6 protein-coding genes are annotated in these 18,202 nt (G+C 68.4%); all 6 read left to right on the forward strand.

Annotated elements, in window-relative coordinates:
* Window positions 1-232 precede the first annotated feature (232 nt).
* Window positions 233-3,799 (forward strand): DNA-directed RNA polymerase subunit beta, encoded by a 3,567-nt coding sequence (gene rpoB, locus OJ997_RS23180; protein ID WP_270027633.1) that lies wholly within the window; start codon window positions 233-235, stop codon window positions 3,797-3,799.
* Entirely contained in the window at window positions 3,800-7,858 is a 4,059-nt protein-coding gene (locus OJ997_RS23185; protein WP_270027634.1) for a DNA-directed RNA polymerase subunit beta', read from the forward strand.
* Between the two features lie 105 nt (window positions 7,859-7,963).
* The gene (locus tag OJ997_RS23190; RefSeq protein ID WP_270027635.1) at window positions 7,964-10,891 is read left to right on the forward strand and encodes a M14 family metallopeptidase; all 2,928 of its coding nucleotides are present in this window, start codon (window positions 7,964-7,966) and stop codon (window positions 10,889-10,891) included.
* A gap of 175 nt (window positions 10,892-11,066) precedes the next feature.
* Window positions 11,067-13,991, forward strand: a complete 2,925-nt coding sequence (locus OJ997_RS23195) for a M14 family zinc carboxypeptidase (RefSeq protein WP_270027636.1) — start codon at window positions 11,067-11,069, stop codon at window positions 13,989-13,991.
* A 61-nt stretch (window positions 13,992-14,052) separates the two neighbouring features.
* Entirely contained in the window at window positions 14,053-14,691 is a 639-nt protein-coding gene (locus OJ997_RS23200) for an FHA domain-containing protein (RefSeq protein ID WP_270027637.1), read from the forward strand.
* A gap of 131 nt (window positions 14,692-14,822) precedes the next feature.
* Window positions 14,823-18,104, forward strand: coding sequence for a M14 family metallopeptidase (locus tag OJ997_RS23205; RefSeq protein ID WP_270027638.1), 3,282 nt, complete (start codon window positions 14,823-14,825; stop codon window positions 18,102-18,104).
* Window positions 18,105-18,202 lie beyond the last annotated feature (98 nt).

Genomic DNA, 18,202 nt, shown 5'->3' on the forward strand with positions numbered 1-18,202 from the left:
GGGCTTGCGTGCGCCGCTATCCTGTGGGCACTCGGCCGATAGTCGCAGCCGTCCACTTTTGCCCTTCCCGCCACATACGGGAGCCGGGCCGGACGGGGTCCGTGAGCGCCGAGCGCCCCTTGCACGGGGGTGTATGACCCCCTGTGCTATCTTGGTTGGTCGCGCCCGTATCACTTCGATACGCGTCGTGCGCCTTCCCCTCGCCCTACGACCCTCCCGAGGAGTCGCCGTCTTGGCTTCCGTTGATGCTCCCCGCACGCGACGTACGTTCGCGCGTCTCGACAAGTCCGTCGATGTCCCGAACCTCATCGACATCCAGAAGAAGTCCTTCGCCTGGCTGGTGGATGCAGAAGGCGGTGGTTTGCGCGAGACGATCGACGACATCTCGCCGATCGAGGACTACACGGGCAACCTGGCCGTGCAGTTCGGGGAGTTCACGTTCGACAACCCGGTCGCGTCGCTGGACGAGTGCCGTGAGAAGGACCTCACCTACGCGCGTCCGCTGACCGTCACGGTCGGCTTCATCAATCGCGAGACCGGTGAGATCCGCGAGCAGTCCGTCTTCATGGGCGACTTCCCGTGGATGACCGATCGCGGCACGTTCGTGATCAACGGCACCGAGCGCGTCGTCGTGACGCAGCTCGTCCGCTCCCCGGGCGCGTACCTGATGGAGCCGAAGGACCCGGAGAAGCAGGTCTTCGTCGCCAATCTCATGCCGGCCCGCGGTTCGTGGCTGGAGCTCGAGATCGACAAGAAGGGCCGCGTCTACGTCCGCATCGACCGCAAGCGCAAGCTGCCGGTCACGGTGCTCCTGCGCGCGATGGGCTACAGCACCGACGAAGAGATCCTCAAGCTCTTCAACGACTCGCTCTACATCCGCAACACGATCGACGCGGACACCGAGGTCACGCGCTCCGAGGAGGGCGCGCTGATCGAGCTCTTCAAGAAGCAGCGTCCGGGCGAGCCGCCGTCGGTGGACAACGCGCGCGCGCTCCTGAACCAGCTCTTCTTCGACCCGAAGCGCTACGACCTCACGCGCGTGGGTCGCTACAAGCTGAACTCGCGTCTGGGCCTGGACATCGATCTCGACGTCCGCACGCTCACGCACGACGACATCCTCGCCCTCGTCCGCGAGCTCGTGAAGCTCCCGAACGTCCTCGGCATCTCCGAGGAGCTCGACGAGGACCTCAAGGACTACGCCGCGGAGGCGCTCAGCCGCCCGCGCGAGGCCGTCGAGGACTACCTGGACGAGTACGAGCACTTCGGCAACCGCCGTCTGCGTACCGTCGGCGAGCTGATCCAGGAAGCGTTCCGCATCGGTCTGTACCGCATGGAGCGCGTCGTCCGTGAGCGCCTCACCACCGAGGACGCGGACACGATCACGCCGCAGACGATCATCAACATCCGCCCGGTCGTGGCCGCGCTCAAGGAGTTCTTCGGCTCCTCGCAGCTCAGCCAGTTCATGGACCAGAACAACTCGCTCTCGGGCCTGACGCACCGCCGCCGCCTGTCGGCGCTGGGCGCCGGCGGCCTGACGCGCGAGCGCGCGCCGATCGAGGTTCGCGACGTCCACCCGACCCACTACGGCCGCATGTGCCCGATCGAGACCCCCGAGGGTCCGAACATCGGCCTGATCGGCTCGCTCTCGAGCTACGCGCAGATCTCCGAGCACGGCTTCGTGACGACGCCCTACCGGGTCGTCAAGGACGGCGTGCTCACCGACGAGGTCGTCCACCTGGACGCGACGGAGGAGCAGGAGCGCCTCATCGCCCAGGCCGACGAGCCGCTGGACGAGAACCGCCGCATGACGCGCGACTCGATCCTCTGCCGCACGCAGGCGGGTCAGTACGTCTACGTCACGCCGGACGAGGTCGACCTGATCGACGTCTCCCCGGAGCAGATCTGGTCCGTCGCCACGGCGATGATCCCGTTCCTCGAGCACGACGACGCCAACCGCGCGCTCATGGGCTCGAACATGCAGCGCCAGGCGGTGCCGCTGCTCAAGACCGACGCGCCGCTGGTCGGCACGGGCATGGAGCGCCGCGCGGCGTTCGACTCGGGCGACGTCCTGCTGGCGCGCAACGCCGGCACGATCGACTTCGTCGACGCGACGCGGATCGTCATCGCCACCGAGGACGGCAACCGCGACGAGTACGAGCTGCAGAAGTTCATGCGCTCGAACCAGGGCACGCTCATCCACCACAAGCCGTTCGTCAAGGTCGGCCAGGTCGTGCAGGAAGGCGAGCTGCTCGCCGACGGCTCTTCCTCGGACAAGGGCGAGATGGCGCTGGGCAAGAACCTGCGCGTCGCCTTCATGTCCTGGGAGGGTTACAACTTCGAGGACGCGATCATCCTCAGCCAGCGCCTGGTCAAGGACGACGAGCTCACCTCGCTCCACATCGAGGAGTACGAGGTCGACGCCCGCACGACCAAGCTGGGTGACGAAGAGATCACGCGCGACATCCCGAACCGCTCGGAGGAGTCGCTCCGCAACCTCGACGACCGCGGCATCGTGCGCATCGGCGCCGAGGTGCAGTCGGGCGACCTGCTGGTCGGCAAGGTCACGCCGAAGGGCGAGACCGAGCTCACCGCCGAGGAGAAGCTGATCCGCGCGATCTTCAAGGAGAAGGCCCGCGAGGTCCGCGACACCTCCCTGAAGGTGCCGCACGGCTCGTCCGGCGTCGTCATCGACGTCAAGACGTTCTCCCGCGCCGCGGGCGACGACCTGTCGCCGGGCGTCAACGACCTGGTCCGCGTCTTCGTCGCCAAGAAGCGCAAGATCCAGGAGGGCGACAAGCTCGCCGGCCGTCACGGCAACAAGGGCGTCATCTCCAAGATCGTCCCCGAAGAGGACATGCCGTTCCTCGAGGACGGCTCGCCGGTCGACGTCATCCTGAACCCGCTGGGCGTGCCTTCGCGCATGAACATCGGCCAGATCCTCGAGACCCACCTCGGGTGGGCCGCCGCCGAGGGCTGGTACGACGACGGCACCGAGGCGTTCAAGACCAAGGACGAGAAGGAGCGCGGCAAGGTCTACGTGGCCACGCCCGTCTTCGACGGCGCCACGGTCGCGGACGTCGATCACGCCCTGCTGCAGTGGCAGCGCGAGCACAAGGGCGCGATCCGCATGGAGATCGACGAGGACGCCCGCGCGGGCGAGCGCGCCTCCGGCAAGCTCCAGCTCTACAACGGCCGCAGCGGTGAGCCCTTCGAGAAGAAGGTCACCGTCGGCTACATGTACATCCTCAAGCTCAACCACCTCGTGGACGACAAGATCCACGCTCGCTCGACGGGCCCGTACTCCCTCGTCACCCAGCAGCCGCTGGGCGGCAAGGCGCAGTTCGGTGGCCAGCGCTTCGGCGAGATGGAGGTGTGGGCGCTGGAGGCGTACGGCGCCGCCTACACGCTCCAGGAGATGCTCACCATCAAGTCCGACGACACGGTCGGACGCGTGAAGGCCTACGAGGCGATCGTCAAGGGCGAGAACATCGCCGAGCCGTCGATCCCCGAGTCCTTCAAGGTGCTCCTGAAGGAGATGCAGTCCCTCGCGCTCGACGTGAACGTCGTCTCCGACGACGGGGCCCGCGCCGAGATGGGCGACGAGGACGACGACCTGCTGCGCGCGGCAGAGGAGCTCGGCATCGACTTGTCGGGCGTGCGCGCCACCGACGGCCAGGCCGCCGACGAGACCGAAGCGCTCGAGATCTCGGAAGGCGAAGAGGGCCAGACATCAGACGACGCTGCGACGGACGCCGGATACATCGAGGCGGCCGCCACCGACGGTGAGGAGACCGAGTAAGTGATCGACATCAACAACTTTGACGCCATCGAGATCGGTCTCGCGTCCTCGAAGCAGATCCGGAGCTGGAGCTCCGGCGAGGTCACGAAGCCCGAGACGATCAACTACCGCACGCTGAAGCCGGAGAAGGACGGCCTCTTCTGCGAGCGCATCTTCGGTCCGACCAAGGACTGGGAGTGCTACTGCGGTAAGTACAAGCGCGTCCGCTACAAAGGCATCGTCTGCGAGCGCTGCGGCGTCGAGGTCACCCGGTCCAAGGTGCGCCGTGAGCGCATGGGCCACATCGACCTGGCCGCCCCCGTGAGCCACATCTGGTTCTTCAAGGGCGTCCCGTCGCGCATCGGCTACCTGCTCGACATGGCTCCCAAGGAGCTCGAGAAGGTCCTGTACTTCGCGGCCTCGATGGTCACGTGGGTGGACGAGGACGCGCGCGGCGCCGACCTCGAGGAGCTGGCCGGCAAGGTCAACGAGTCCCTCGACGAGTACGCCGCCGAGAAGAACCTGCGCCTGCAGGAGATCGACGAGTCCCTCGAGCGCCGTGAGGAGTACCTCCGCAGCGGCTCGCAGAAGGACTTCGGCGACGAGGACCACCTCTGGGCCGAGCACCTTGACATCGACGTCAAGAAGCTCGAGGACGACGAGCGCACCAAGCACATCAAGGACATGCGCAAGTCCCTGGAGGCCGACCGGTCCGACACCGAGGCCTACATCGAGGACGCCATGGAGCGCCTTCGCCAGGTCTGGGATCTCTTCCAGGACATGACGCCCAAGCAGGTCGTCAACGACGAGACGCTGTTCCGTGAGCTCAAGGAGCGCTTCGGCTCGCCGTACGGCTGGGGCGAGTACTTCCGCGGCGGCATGGGCGCCGAGGCGGTCCGCGACCTCCTCGAGCAGGTCAACCTCGAGGAAGAGCGTGTCGAGCTCGAGGACCAGGTCCGCACCGCCAAGGGCCAGAAGCAGCAGCGCGCCGTCAAGCGCCTGAAGGTCGTCTCGGCCTTCCTGCACTCCGGCAACAAGCCGGAGATGATGATCCTCGAGGCCGTCCCGGTGATCCCGCCGGAGCTGCGCCCGATGGTGCAGCTGGACGGTGGCCGCTTCGCGACCTCCGACCTCAACGACCTCTACCGCCGCGTCATCAACCGGAACAACCGCCTCAAGCGGCTCCTGGACCTCGGCGCGCCGGAGATCATCGTCAACAACGAGAAGCGCATGCTGCAGGAGGCCGTCGACGCGCTGTTCGACAACGGCCGCCGCGGCCGGCCCGTCACGGGCCCGGGCAACCGTGCCCTGAAGTCCCTGAGCGACATGCTCAAGGGCAAGCAGGGTCGCTTCCGTCAGAACCTGCTCGGCAAGCGCGTCGACTACTCGGGCCGCTCGGTCATCGTGGCCGGCCCGTCGCTGCGCCTGCACCAGTGCGGTCTGCCGAAGCTGATGGCGCTCGAGCTGTTCAAGCCGTTCATCATGGCCCGCCTCGTCGAGCGCAAGGCCGTCCAGAACATCAAGGCGGCCAAGAAGATGGTCGACTCGATGATCCCGGAGGTCTGGGACGTCCTCGAAGAGGTCATCCACGAGCACCCGGTGCTCCTGAACCGCGCCCCGACGCTCCACCGTCTCGGCATCCAGGCCTTCGAGCCGGTGCTGGTGGAGGGCAAGGCCATTCAGGTCCACCCGCTCGTCTGCCACGCGTTCAACGCGGACTTCGACGGCGACCAGATGGCCGTGCATCTCCCGCTCTCCGCCGAGGCCCAGGCCGAGGCGCGCGTGCTGATGCTCTCGTCCAACAACATCCTGTCCCCGGCCCATGGCGCTCCGCTGGCCACGCCGACCCAGGACATGATCCTCGGCACGTACTACCTCACGTACGGGCCCGAGACGGACGAGCTGATCAAGATCGATCCGGCGACGTACGAGCCCAAGGTGCACGTGTTCCGGTCCGCCCAGGAGGCCGAGCTGGCGTACGAGCACAACATCGTGCAGCTGCACGACGTGGCGCAGTACCGGGCCGAGTGGGCCGAGGGCACGCACACCCTCACCACCGTCGGGCGCATCATCTTCAACGACAAGATCGAGCGCGCGCTGGAAGAGACGATGGGCGAGGACTTCGATCGCTCGCAGTACGTCTACATCAACAAGTCCCTGCGCAAGCGCGACACGACGCAGTTCGTGGACGACCTGGTGCAGGCCTTCGGCGCGGGCGCGATCTCGCAGGTCCTCGACGCGTTCAAGGACCTCGGCTTCCGCTTCGCCACCCAGGCCGGCATCACGATCTCCAAGAACGACGTGGTCGTGCCGCCGTCCAAGCAGGAGATCCTCGCCAAGTACGAGCAGCGGGTCGCCGACCTGCAGGAGCAGTACGAGGACGGCCTGATCACGCAGGAGGAGCGGCACATCGCCGTCACCGACCAGTGGAACATGGCGACTGAGGAAGTCGCCGAGGCGATGATCGAGCACATCCAGACGACGGACCAGCTGAACTCCATCTACATGATGGCCAGCTCCGGCGCCCGAGGCTCGTTCAAGCAGATCCGCCAGCTGGCCGGCATGCGTGGCCTGATGGCCAACCCGAAGGGCGAGATCATCGAGCGCCCCGTGAAGGCGAACTTCATGGAAGGCCTCGACGTCATCGAGTACTTCACCTCGACCCACGGCGCCCGCAAGGGCCTCGCGGACACCGCCCTGCGTACGGCCGACTCCGGGTACCTGACCCGCCGTCTGGTCGACGTCGCGCAGGACGTCATCATCCGGATCGAGGACTGCGGCACCGAGGAGTACCTCGAGTCGCCGCTGTACAAGCCGGACGGCGAGGCGAACGAGATGCTCCTGGGCCGCGTCGCGGCGAAGGACGTCAAGATCGGCAAGGACGTCATCCTCACGCAGGGGCAGGAGATCGGCCGCGCGGAGTTCGCGGCGCTGATCGCCGGCAACGGCACGGCCCCGACGACCGTCGCGGTCCGCTCGACGCTCAAGTGCGAGGCCACCGTCGGCGTGTGCCAGAAGTGCTACGGCCGCGCGATGGCGACCGGCCAGACGGCGATGATCGGCGACGCGGTCGGCATCGTCGCCGCCCAGTCGATCGGCGAGCCCGGCACGCAGCTGACCATGCGTACGTTCCACACCGGCGGCGTCGCCGGCGCGGACATCACGCACGGCCTCCCGCGCATCGTCGAGCTGTTCGAGGCGCGTAAGCCGAAGGGCCTCGCGAAGATCGCCGAGGTCGGCGGCACCGTGTCGGTGGAGGACACCGACAAGGCCCGCACCGTGGTCATCACGGACGAGGCCGGCGAGGAGCACCGTCACTCGTTCCCGCGCCGTACGCGTCTGCACGTCGCCGAGGGCGAGGTCATCGACGCGGGCAAGCAGCTCAACGAGGGCTCGCTGTACCCGCACGAGCTGCTCGAGCTCCGCGGCCGCACGGACACCGAGGTCTACCTGGTCAAGGAAGTCCAGGAGGTCTACAAGTCGCAGGGCGTGGACATCCACGACAAGCACATCGAGCTGATCGTGCGCCAGATGCTCAAGAAGGTCCGCGTCGAGCAGAAGGGCGACTCCGACCTGCTGCCCGGCCAGTTCGTGGACCGTCACGAGTTCCGCAAGATCAACGAGAAGGTGATGGCGTCCGGCGGCGAGCCGGCCGTGCACGCCGAGATCATCCTCGGCATCACCAAGGCCTCCCTGGCCACGGATTCCTTCCTCTCGGCCGCCTCCTTCCAGGAGACGACGAAGGTCCTGACGGACGCTGCCCTCGAGGGCAAGATCGACCGTCTCGCGGGCCTGAAGGAGAACGTGATCATCGGCAAGCTGATCCCGGCGGCGACGGGCCTCAAGCGCTACCGCTCGATCGAGATCGAGCCGTCGGAGCCGCTGCCCCGCGGCATCGACGACGTGGGCCTGCTGGACGGCGACGACCTCGCCGCCGAGCTGGGCCTGGACGACGGCGAGGGCCTGCAGGGCTTCGGGCCGGCGTTCGACACGACCGAGCTGGACGAGATCAACGCGGGCTTCGGTCCCGCGGGCGGCTCGTTCGACGACATCGGCGCTGACCTCGACGGCGACAAGTAGGTCTTAGCTGTGAAGTAGTACGAAGGGCCCGCTTCGGCGGGCCCTTCTTGTTTCTGGGGCGCCGCGCGTGTTCTCATTGCCGTCTCAACGCAGACGGAGGGGACCTTGAAGATCACAGCCATCGCCGCGGCGCTGCTCGCGCTCGGCGCATCCGCGCCCGCCTATGCGAGCGACGACCTGCCCGGCGCGGACGCCGCGCTCGTGCAGGTGTTCGTTCCGAACGAGGCCGCGATCGCGGCGCTCACCGAGCAGTTCGACGTCGCGGAGTACAAGAACGTCGAAGCCGACGGGACGATCATGATCGCCGTCGACGCGACCCCCGCCGAACGGGCCGAGCTCCGCGCGATGGGCCTGCGGATCGGCGCCACGATCGAGGACGCCGGCACCCGCGCGTCCGTCGCCGAGGCGCGCGACGTCCAGCGCGAGGCGGACGAACGCGCGTCGGCGTGGGCCGAGAGCGGCGTGCCCAAGAGCCGGGCGGCGGTCGCGCCGCGCGGCGAGACGGTGATCCAGCGCGCCGACCGGTTCACGAACTACGCCGGCACGTTCCTGTACGTGGAGGCGTTCAACAAGGCGACGGTGTCGACCGGTCCGACGTCGTTCAGCGGGCCTTCGCAGGCGCTGTCGTACGCGGGCGCCGACGGCGTCTGGAGTGTGGCGACGGACGTCCCGCGCTACACCGACGGCACGACCACGCCGGACACCTACATGTTCCACCGCCAGCTCGTCCGCCTGACGGGTCCGGCGGCGCAGATCCCGGTGGACGAGCTGACCGTGCGCGTCGCCTCCAGCTCCGGCGCCGTGGACACGAGCAAGGTGAAGAGCTGGCCGGGCGGCACCCTGCCGCCGCACGTCGCGGGCTACCAGCAGGGCTTCTTCAACCGCTACCAGGACCCGACGGAGAACCGCGCGCAGCTGGACCGGCTCGCGGCGGAGTTCCCGAACCTGATCACCGCGGTCAACCTGCCGCACCTGAGCAACGGCTACCAGCGCAAGGCGATGGGCATCGTCGGCCTCAAGACGCCGTACGCCGACCAGGTCTCGGGCACCGGCAGCCTCGGCAACGTCGGCACGGACACCACGCAGACCGCGGCCATCCGCGCGACGCAGGCGCTCGTGATCAACACGAAGGCCTGGGGCCACGAGGGCGGCAACAGCGTGTCCGTCGAGCTCAAGGCGCCGACCGCGCCGGACGCGCCGCTGTCGGTCGCCGTCACGGGCTCTGACATCGTCGTCAACCTCGCCGGAGACGTGGCGGGCGCACCGGCGAGCAAGACCGCCGACGTGGTCGCGGCCCTCAACGCCAGCGCGCCGGCGAGCGCGCTCGTCACGGCCTCGACCTTCCGCGCCAACGCGGGCCAGGGCGTCGCGCAGCCGACCGCCAAGACGCTGATGAAGGACTACCTGAACGCACCCGCGCACGTCCAGCGCGGCCCGTTCCAGCAGCGCGTCTACCGGATCGGCGCGCACCGCGACGGCACCAAGGTCGGCGTGTTCTTCACCTGCCAGACGCACGCCCGCGAGTGGACGACCGGCCTCACGTGCGTGGAGACCGCCGAGCGGCTCGCGCGCAACTACGCGACGGACCCGGAGACCAAGAAGCTGCTCGACAACGTGGAGGTGTTCATCCACGCCAACGGCAACCCCGACGGCGGCCACCTGTCGATGTACGACTTCGCGTCCCAGCGGCGCAACATGACCAACTACTGCCAGTTCACGGACCCGGTCGGGCGCAACCAGTGGGGCGTGGACCTCAACCGCAACTACACCGAGTACACCCGCTTCGACGGCCCCTGGGTCGGCGCGTCCGCCGACTGCACGGTCGACAGCTTCTCCGGTCCGGGTGAGGCGTCCGAGCCCGAGACCAAGAACGACATGTGGATCGCGGACACGTACCCAAACATCAAGTTCGCGTCCAACATGCACTCGTTCGGCGGCTACTTCATGTGGTCCCCGGGCGCGTACATGGACGACGGCAAGCGCACGCTCTCGCCGGCGCCCAACATCGGCGTCGAGAAGTACTTCTTCCAGGCGGGCGAGAAGATCCTCGGCCGCATCAAGGAGCACCGCGGCACGGTCATCCTGCCGCAGCGCACGGGCCCGATCGCGGACGTGATCTACTCCGGCGCCGGCTCCTCAGCCGACGACCACTGGTACCGCAAGGGCATCATCGGCTACGGCTTCGAGACCGGTGCCGACAAGTTCATCTCGACCGAGACCGGCACGGTGCAGATCCAGACGGGCTTCCAGCCGCCGTTCGCCGAGGCGACCGGCAGCGCCGACCCGCGGCTCGCCTACGAGGGCCGTGACCAGGCGATGGAGTTCGCCTCGGGCAACTACGGGATGATCGAGGCCGCGTACGACTACGCGCAGGACACGACGGCGCCGAAGACCTCGATCGAGTACTCGGCCGCCCAGTCCGACAGCGCGCCGATCACGTTCAAGTTCAACTGGGACGACGAGGCCGCGGTCATCCGCTACACGACCGACGGCTCGACGCCGACGCTGGCCTCGCCGACCTACAACGCCGAGCGCCCGCGCGGGCTCGGTGAGCTGCTCACGGTCACCAAGCCCGGGGTCACCGAGGTCAAGTGGTTCGCCACGGACATCAAGGGCAACCAGTCGGCGGTGCAGACGCAGCGGCTGCAGGTCGGCGAGCAGGGCACGGTCGGCGGCTCGGTGCCGGCGACCCTCGCCCTGACGCTGGGCACGCCGGCGGCGTTCGGCGCGTTCACGCCGGGCGTCGACAAGGAGTACACGGCGACGACCGAGGCGACGGTCCTCTCCACGGCCGGTGACGCGACCCTCACGGTCGCCGACCCGGACGCGGTCAACCCGGGCCGGCTGGTCAACGGCACCTTCGCGCTGCCGCAGCCGCTGCAGGGCCTCGGCGTGGTCAAGACGTGGACGGCACCGACGTCGAACGAGAAGGTCCCGGTGACCTTCAAGCAGACGATCGGCAGGACCGACGCGCTGCGCACCGGTTCGTACTCGAAGGTGCTGACCTTCACGCTAAGTACGACCTCCCCGTAGGTCGTGGGTTTGCGGGCGTGGAGGCAACTCCACGCCCGCGTGCCCTCCCTTTCCCCTCACTTTCTGCTCATATTGGTCGACTGGCCGTCAGTGGACGACGGCCTTCGAGGTCATTTCGAACGGAGGGTTCGACCAGGTGACTGGAAGAGGGGTTGTGCGGCTGGCCCGAGCGACATTGCTCGGTACCGCCATCATGCTCGGCGCGGGGTCTGCCGCGTACGCCGACGACACAGAGCGTCGTCTGATCAAGGTCACTCACCCGAGTGAGGAGGCCATCCACGAGCTCGAGTCGACGCACGACGTCGGCTACGTCGGCGATCACACCGAGGCGGCGGTCTACCTGACGCCCGCCGAGGAGGGCGTCCTGCGTGCCCGCGGCTTCACCATCGGCGCGGTCATCGAGGACAAAGGCACGCTCGAGGCCCGCAAGGCCGAGATCGCGGCCACGACCAAGAGCGAGGCCCTGGCGGCCGAGTTCGCCGAGAAGGGCGCCGCGAAGGCCAAGGCGCGCGGCATGGTCCCGCCCGTCGGCGAGACCGTGCTGATCCGCGCGTACACCTTCACGAACTACGCCGGTCGTTTCCTGTACGTCGAGGCGCACAACAAGGCGCACGAGCCCAACAACACGGGCGGCCCGGCGCTGCAGCTGTCGTACGCCGGCCCTGACGGCCAGTTCACGACCCCGGTCAACGGCACCCGCTTCGCCGACGAGGGCAAGTACCTCTACCACCGGTACCTCGTCGCGCTGCGCGGCGCCCACGCCGACGTCCCGACCGCCGACCTGCAGGTCCGCGTCGCCGCGGCCACGGGCTCGACCGACTCGGGCGGCGTGACGCAGTGGGCCGGCAGCGCGATCCCGCCGCGCGTGGCCAGCTTCCAGAAGGACTTCATCACCAAGTACATGGACCCGACCGAGGTCTACGAGCGGATCGACGCGCTGGTCGCGAACAACTCGGACATCGCCGAGATGGTCCCGCTGCCGCACAAGACTCCGGGCTACCAGCGTCAGGCGATGGCGATGCTCGCGGGCACGACCGCCCCGGGCAACGCGCCGAGCGGCACGGCGGCCCAGGGCTCCGCGGTGCAGCTGTTCTCGAAGGCGATGGGTCACCTTGGCGGCAACGAGATCACGGCCGAGTTCGTGGCCCCGACCACGGCGGACGCTCCGCTGGGTGTGACCGTCGACGGCAAGAACATCACGGTGAACCTGGGGACCAACGCCACGGGCGCGCTGGCCTCGACGGCCGCGCAGGTGCGTGACGCGATCAACGCGTCACCGGCCGCGAGCGCGCTCGTCACCGCCTACACCTACTCGGGCAACGCCGGCGCGGGCATCGCCCCGGCTCGCGCGCGCGTGACGCTGTCGGACTTCCTGGCCGCTCCGGCGCACGTCAAGCGCGGCCCGTTCGAGCAGCGCATCCTGCGCATCGGCAAGCAGCGCGACGGCTCGAAGGTCGGCGTCTACATCTACTGCCAGCAGCACGCGCGTGAGTGGGTCACGCCGATCACGTGCCTCGAGACCGCCGAGCGCCTGATCAAGAACTACGCGACCGACCCGACCACCAAGTCCTACGTCGACAACCTGGACATCTTCATCCTCCCGTCGGCCAACCCGGACGGCGCGCACTACTCGATGTACGACTTCAACTCCAAGCGCCGCAACATGGCCAACTACTGCCCGCTGGGGTCGTCCGTCGGCAACGTCAACAACCGCAACAACTGGGGCGTCGACCTCAACCGCAACGCGACGATCGGCTCGGTCTTCGACGGCTACGACGGCGCCGACATGATCAACCCGTCCGTCCCGTCGTCGATCAGCGCCTGCACCAGCGACACGTTCGCCGGTCCGTTCGAGGGCTCCGAGCCCGAGATGAAGAACGAGCTGTGGGTGGCGGACACGTTCCCGAAGATCAAGTTCGCGATCAACATCCACACGCACGGCGGCTACTTCATGTGGGCGCCGGGCGCCTACAAGCCGGGCACGCGCGAGCCGCTGCCGTCGGTGAACATCGGCGTCGAGCAGTACTTCTTCCAGGTGTCCGAGACGATCCTGTCGCACATCGCGGACTCGCGCGACACGGTGCTGCTGCCGGAGCGCACGGGCCCGATCTCCGAGGTGCTGTACTCGGCCGCCGGCAACTCCGCCGACGACCAGTACTACCGCAAGGGGATCATCTCCTACTCGTTCGAGGCCGGCGCGCAGCGCATGACGGTCAACCCGACCACCGGCGCGATCTCGCGCCGTGACGTCGGCTTCCAGCCGTGCTTCGGCGGCCCGGGCACGCACGGTGGCACGAACACCAGCACCTCGCTGCAGTGCGGCACGGCCAGCAATCCCGACCCGCTGATGGTCAACGAGGGTCGCCTGTCGACGCAGGAGTTCGCGGACGGCAACTACGGCCTGCTCCAGGGCGCCCTGGAGTACTCGCAGGACGTGACCGCGCCGGACGTGAGCATCGAGTTCTCGGCGGCGCAGACGTCGGGTGAGGCGATCAACTACCGGTTCAAGTGGGGCGGCGAGGCGGCCGTGATCCACTACACGACAGACGGCTCGACGCCGACGACCAGCTCGCCGACGTACGAGTCCCAGGGCATCCGCCGTCCCGGCCAGGTGCTGACGTTCTCCGCGCCCGGCGCCTACACGGTCAAGTGGATCGCGAAGGACATGAAGGGCAACGTCTCGCCGGTCAAGTCCCAGCGCCTGCTGGTCGCGGCCGACGACGCGGACGGCACGGTCGGCGGTTCGGTGCCGGCCACGCTGGCGCTGACGCTGGGCGCTCCGGCGTCCTTCGCGCCGTTCGTCCCGGGCGTCGCGCGTGAGTACACGGCGACGACCGAGGCGACGGTGACCTCGACGGCCGGTGACGCGACCCTGACGGTCGCCGACCCGAGCGCGACGAACACCGGCAAGCTGGTCAACGGCGCGTTCGCGCTGCCGCAGTCGCTGCAGGGCCTCGGCACGGTCAAGACGTGGACCGGTCCGACCTCGTCGGAGAAGGTGCCGGTCACCTTCAAGCAGGCGATCGCCGCGACCGACGCCCTCCGCACGGGCACCTACAGCAAGACGCTCACCTTCACGCTGAGCACGAACAACCCGTAGGAACCGGGCCACGGGGCCCGCGCCACGCGCGCGGGCCCCGTCTCGTCCGTACGCTCTGGGCGTGTCCACGCCGCAGGAGGTCAAAGCCCGTCTGGAGGCCGAGCGCGCGGGCGCACCGTTCCTGCTCTATCGCGACGCCACGGGCACCGAGCACGTGCACACGCTCGACGGCGCGACCACGATCGGCCGCCGTCCCGAGCGTGACGTCGCGCTGGCGTGGGACGGCGAGGTCAGCCGCCTGCACGCGCAGCTCGAGCCCATCGGCCCGGACTGGACGGTGGTCGACGACGGGCTCTCGCGCAACGGGACGTTCGTCAACGGCGAGCGTGTCAACGGCAGGCGACGGCTGCGCGACGGCGACCGCGTGGTGGTCGGGGACACGCCGATCGTCTTCCGCGCGCCCCGCGACGTCGCCGACAGCACGGCCGCGATCACGGTCGAGCGGACGGTGGCCCTGACCGAGACGCAGCGCAGGATCCTGATCGCGCTCTGCCGGCCGCTGCAGGCTTCGGCGTACGCGACACCGGCGACGAACAAGGACATCGCGGCCGAGGTGCACCTGAGCGTCGACGCGGTCAAGGCGCACCTGCGCGCCATTTTCGAGCGGTTTGGACTCGACGACCTTCCACAGAATCAGAAGCGCGCACGGCTCGCGGCCGTCGCACTGGTCAACAACGTCATCAGAAAACACGAGTTCTGAGCGCGAATCTCGCCGATGGGCGTAGACATGACCGCGCGATGGATGCAGAATGAGCCTTTGAGGAGGGGTGAGCTCCCGGCTTGAGGGGTGGGGGTTCACCGTTTGGGTTCCACACACGGAGGGTTCCGCCCATGCTCGGGAGAACATCGCTGGTGGCGTTCGCGGCCTCAGCACTGCTGTTTTCGGGAGGAGGTCTGGCGTACGCCGACAACGACTTCCCGGATGCCGACTCATCGCTGATCGAGGTCCACGTCGGCAGCGAGTCGGACATCGACGCGCTCGTGGCCGACGGCTTCGACCTCGCCGAGTACAAGCGCGTGGAGACCGCGAGCGACATCGTCGTTGCGATCGACGCCGTTCCGCAGGAGATCGGCGAGCTGAAGAAGCGCGGCTTCAAGCTCGGCCGCACGATCGAGACCCCGGCGCACCGTGCCGCGATCGCCGCGGCGCGCGATGCCCAGCGCGAGCTCGACAGCCGCACCCGCGACTACGCCGCCGACGGCGTGCCCAAGAGCCGGTCCGCGGTCGCGGTGCCCGGCGAGACGGTCATCCAGCGCGCGAACAAGTTCACGAACTACGCCGGCACGTTCCTCTACGTCGAGGCGCACAACAAGGCCATCAAGCGCGTCGCCGGCAGCAACACCCAGTTCACGGGCCCGACGCTTCAGGTCGCGTACGCGGGCGCCGACGGCGTCTTCGTCCCGGCCGCCACGGCGATGCCGCGCTTCATCGACACCGACCCGACGCCGGACGAGTACATGTACAACCGTCAGCTCATCCGCCTGACGGGCGCCGCGGCGAGCATCCCGGCTTCGCAGATGACGGTCCGCGTGGCCGCAAGCACGGGCTCCGTCGACACCTTCAAGGTCACGGAGTGGCTCGGCACCACGCTGCCGCCGCACGTCGCGGGCTACCAGCAGGGCTTCTTCAGCCGCTACCAGGACCCGACCGAGAACCGCGCCCAGCTGGACGCGCTGGCGGCCAGCTTCCCGAACCTGGTCACGCCGGTCAACCTGCCGAACCTGACGAACGGCTACCAGCGCAAGTCGCAGGCGATCCTGTCCGGCACGTCGGGCATCGGCGTCGCTCCGCCGGCCGTCTACGGCGCCCCGATCGTCGAGTCCACGGGCGAGATCACGGCGGCGGCGCCGGTCGCCTCGATCCCGTTCAACGGCACCGCCGGCCAGCGGATCTTTGCGACCGTGGACGGCATCCCCGGCGGCTCGACGGACTTCATCTTCACGCTCAAGAGCCCGACCGGCGCCGTCATCGGCGGCCCGATCGACACCGGCACGAGCCCGGAGTTCATCACCAACCTGAACCTGCCCACGACCGGCACGTACACGTTCGAGGTCTCCGGCTACGAGGGTGACCTCGGCGACTTCACGTTCAAGGTCCAGCCCGTCCAGGTCTCGGGCGCCGAGGCTTCGGCCGGCGCGGTTGTCCTGACCACCAAGGACTGGGGCCACCAGGGCGGCGACCAGGTCACGGCGGAAGTCAAGAACCCGGGCACCGGCAACGCGCCGCTGTCGGTCACCGTGACCGGCAAGGACATCGTCGTCAACCTCGCGACCAACGCCTCGGGCGCAGCCACGAGCACGGCCGCGCAGGTCGTCGCCGCGATCAACGCCAGCCCGGGCGCCTCGGCGCTCGTCACGGCCACCACGTTCCGCAACAACGCCGGCGCCGCCATCGTGCAGCCGCGGGCGAAGGTCAACCTGGACGACTTCCTGAACGCGCCCGCGCACGTCGCGCGCGGCCCGTTCCAGCAGCGCGTGTACCGGATCGGCTCCGTCCGTGACGGCTCCAAGGTCGGAGTGTTCCTCTACTGCCAGCAGCACGCGCGCGAGTGGACCACCGGCCTGAGCTGCGTCGAGACCGCCGAGCGGCTCGTCCGCAACTACGCGACCGACCCCGACACGAAGAAGCTGCTGGACCAGGTCGAGGTCTTCGTGCTGCCGAACGTCAACCCGGACGGCGGCCACTACTCGATGTACGACTTCGCGGCACAGCGCCGCAACATGACCAACCACTGCGCGCCATCCCTCGGGGTCGGCGACCCGGCCGCCCGCAACGCCTGGGGCGTGGACCTCAACCGCAACAACGGCGAGTACTCGCCGGTCGACGGCTACTTCGGCGCGTCGCCGAGCTGCACCAGCGACGTGTACTCCGGCCCGGGCGAGTACTCCGAGCCCGAGATCAAGAACGAGAAGTGGGTCGCGGACACGTTCCCGAACATCAAGTTCGCGAACAACATCCACTCCTTCGGCGGCTACTTCATGTGGGCGCCGGGCGCCTACAAGGACGACGGCAAGCGCACCACCGCTCCGGCGCCGAACATCGGCATCGAGAAGTACTTCTTCGAGGCCGGCGAGAAGATCCTCGCGCGCATCAAGGAGCACCGCAACACGGTGATCCTGCCGGAGCGCACCGGCCCGATCGCCGACGTGCTCTACTCGGCGGCCGGCAACTCGGCGGACGACCAGTGGTACCGCAAGGGCATCATCAGCTACTCCTTCGAGACCGGGGCCGATCGCTTCATCTCGACCACGAGCGGCACGGACCAGATCCCGACCGGCTTCCAGCCGTGCTTCGCCGGCCCGGGCACCTACGGTGGGGCCAACGTCCAGTTCGGCCACCCGATCTGCGACAACTGGCCGGTGCTGCTCAACGAGGGCCGCGACCAGGCCATGGAGTTCGCCTCCGGCAACTTCGGCATGGTCGAGTCCGCGTACGACTACGCGATGGACACGACGCCGCCGAAGACCTCGGTCGAGGTGTCGGCCGACGAGGGCACGTTCCCGGTGCACTTCAAGTTCAACTGGGACACCGAGGCCGCGGTCATCTACTACACGACCGACGGCTCGACGCCGACCCTGGCGTCGACGACGTACAACAGCCAGCGCGCACGCTCGATCGGCGAGGTGCTGACGATCACCAAGCTCGGCGCGACCGAGATCAAGTGGTTCGCCGTGGACATCAAGGGCAACCAGTCCGCCGTCCAGACCAAGCGCGTCCTGGTCGGCGCCAGCGAGGAGACGGGCACCGTCGGCGGCACCGTGCCGGCCACGCTGTCGCTCACGCTCGGCACCCCGGCCACGTTCCCGGCGTTCATCCCGGGCGTCGCGCGTGAGTACACGGCGACGACGGAGGCCACCGTGACGTCCACGGCCGGTGACGCGACCCTGACGGTCGCCGACCCGAGCCCGACCAACACCGGCAAGCTGGTCAACGGCGCGTTCGCGCTGCCCCAGCCGCTGCAGGGCCTCGGCGTCGTCAAGACGTGGACCGGCCCGACGTCCAACGAGAAGGTGCCGGTCACCTTCAAGCAGCAGATCAACGCGAACGACGCGTTGCGCACGGGCACGTACAGCAAGACGCTCACGTTCACGCTGAGCACGACGAACCCGTAGTCACCGCCTAGCCATTGGTCCGGTCGTGGAGTGATCTCCACGGCCGGACCTGGCGAGAACCCCCGGTTTCTGGTCAGATACCCGTCGGAGTTCCACCG

This window comes from Solirubrobacter phytolaccae (genome assembly GCF_027587195.1).
Lineage (GTDB): Bacteria > Actinomycetota > Thermoleophilia > Solirubrobacterales > Solirubrobacteraceae > Solirubrobacter > Solirubrobacter phytolaccae.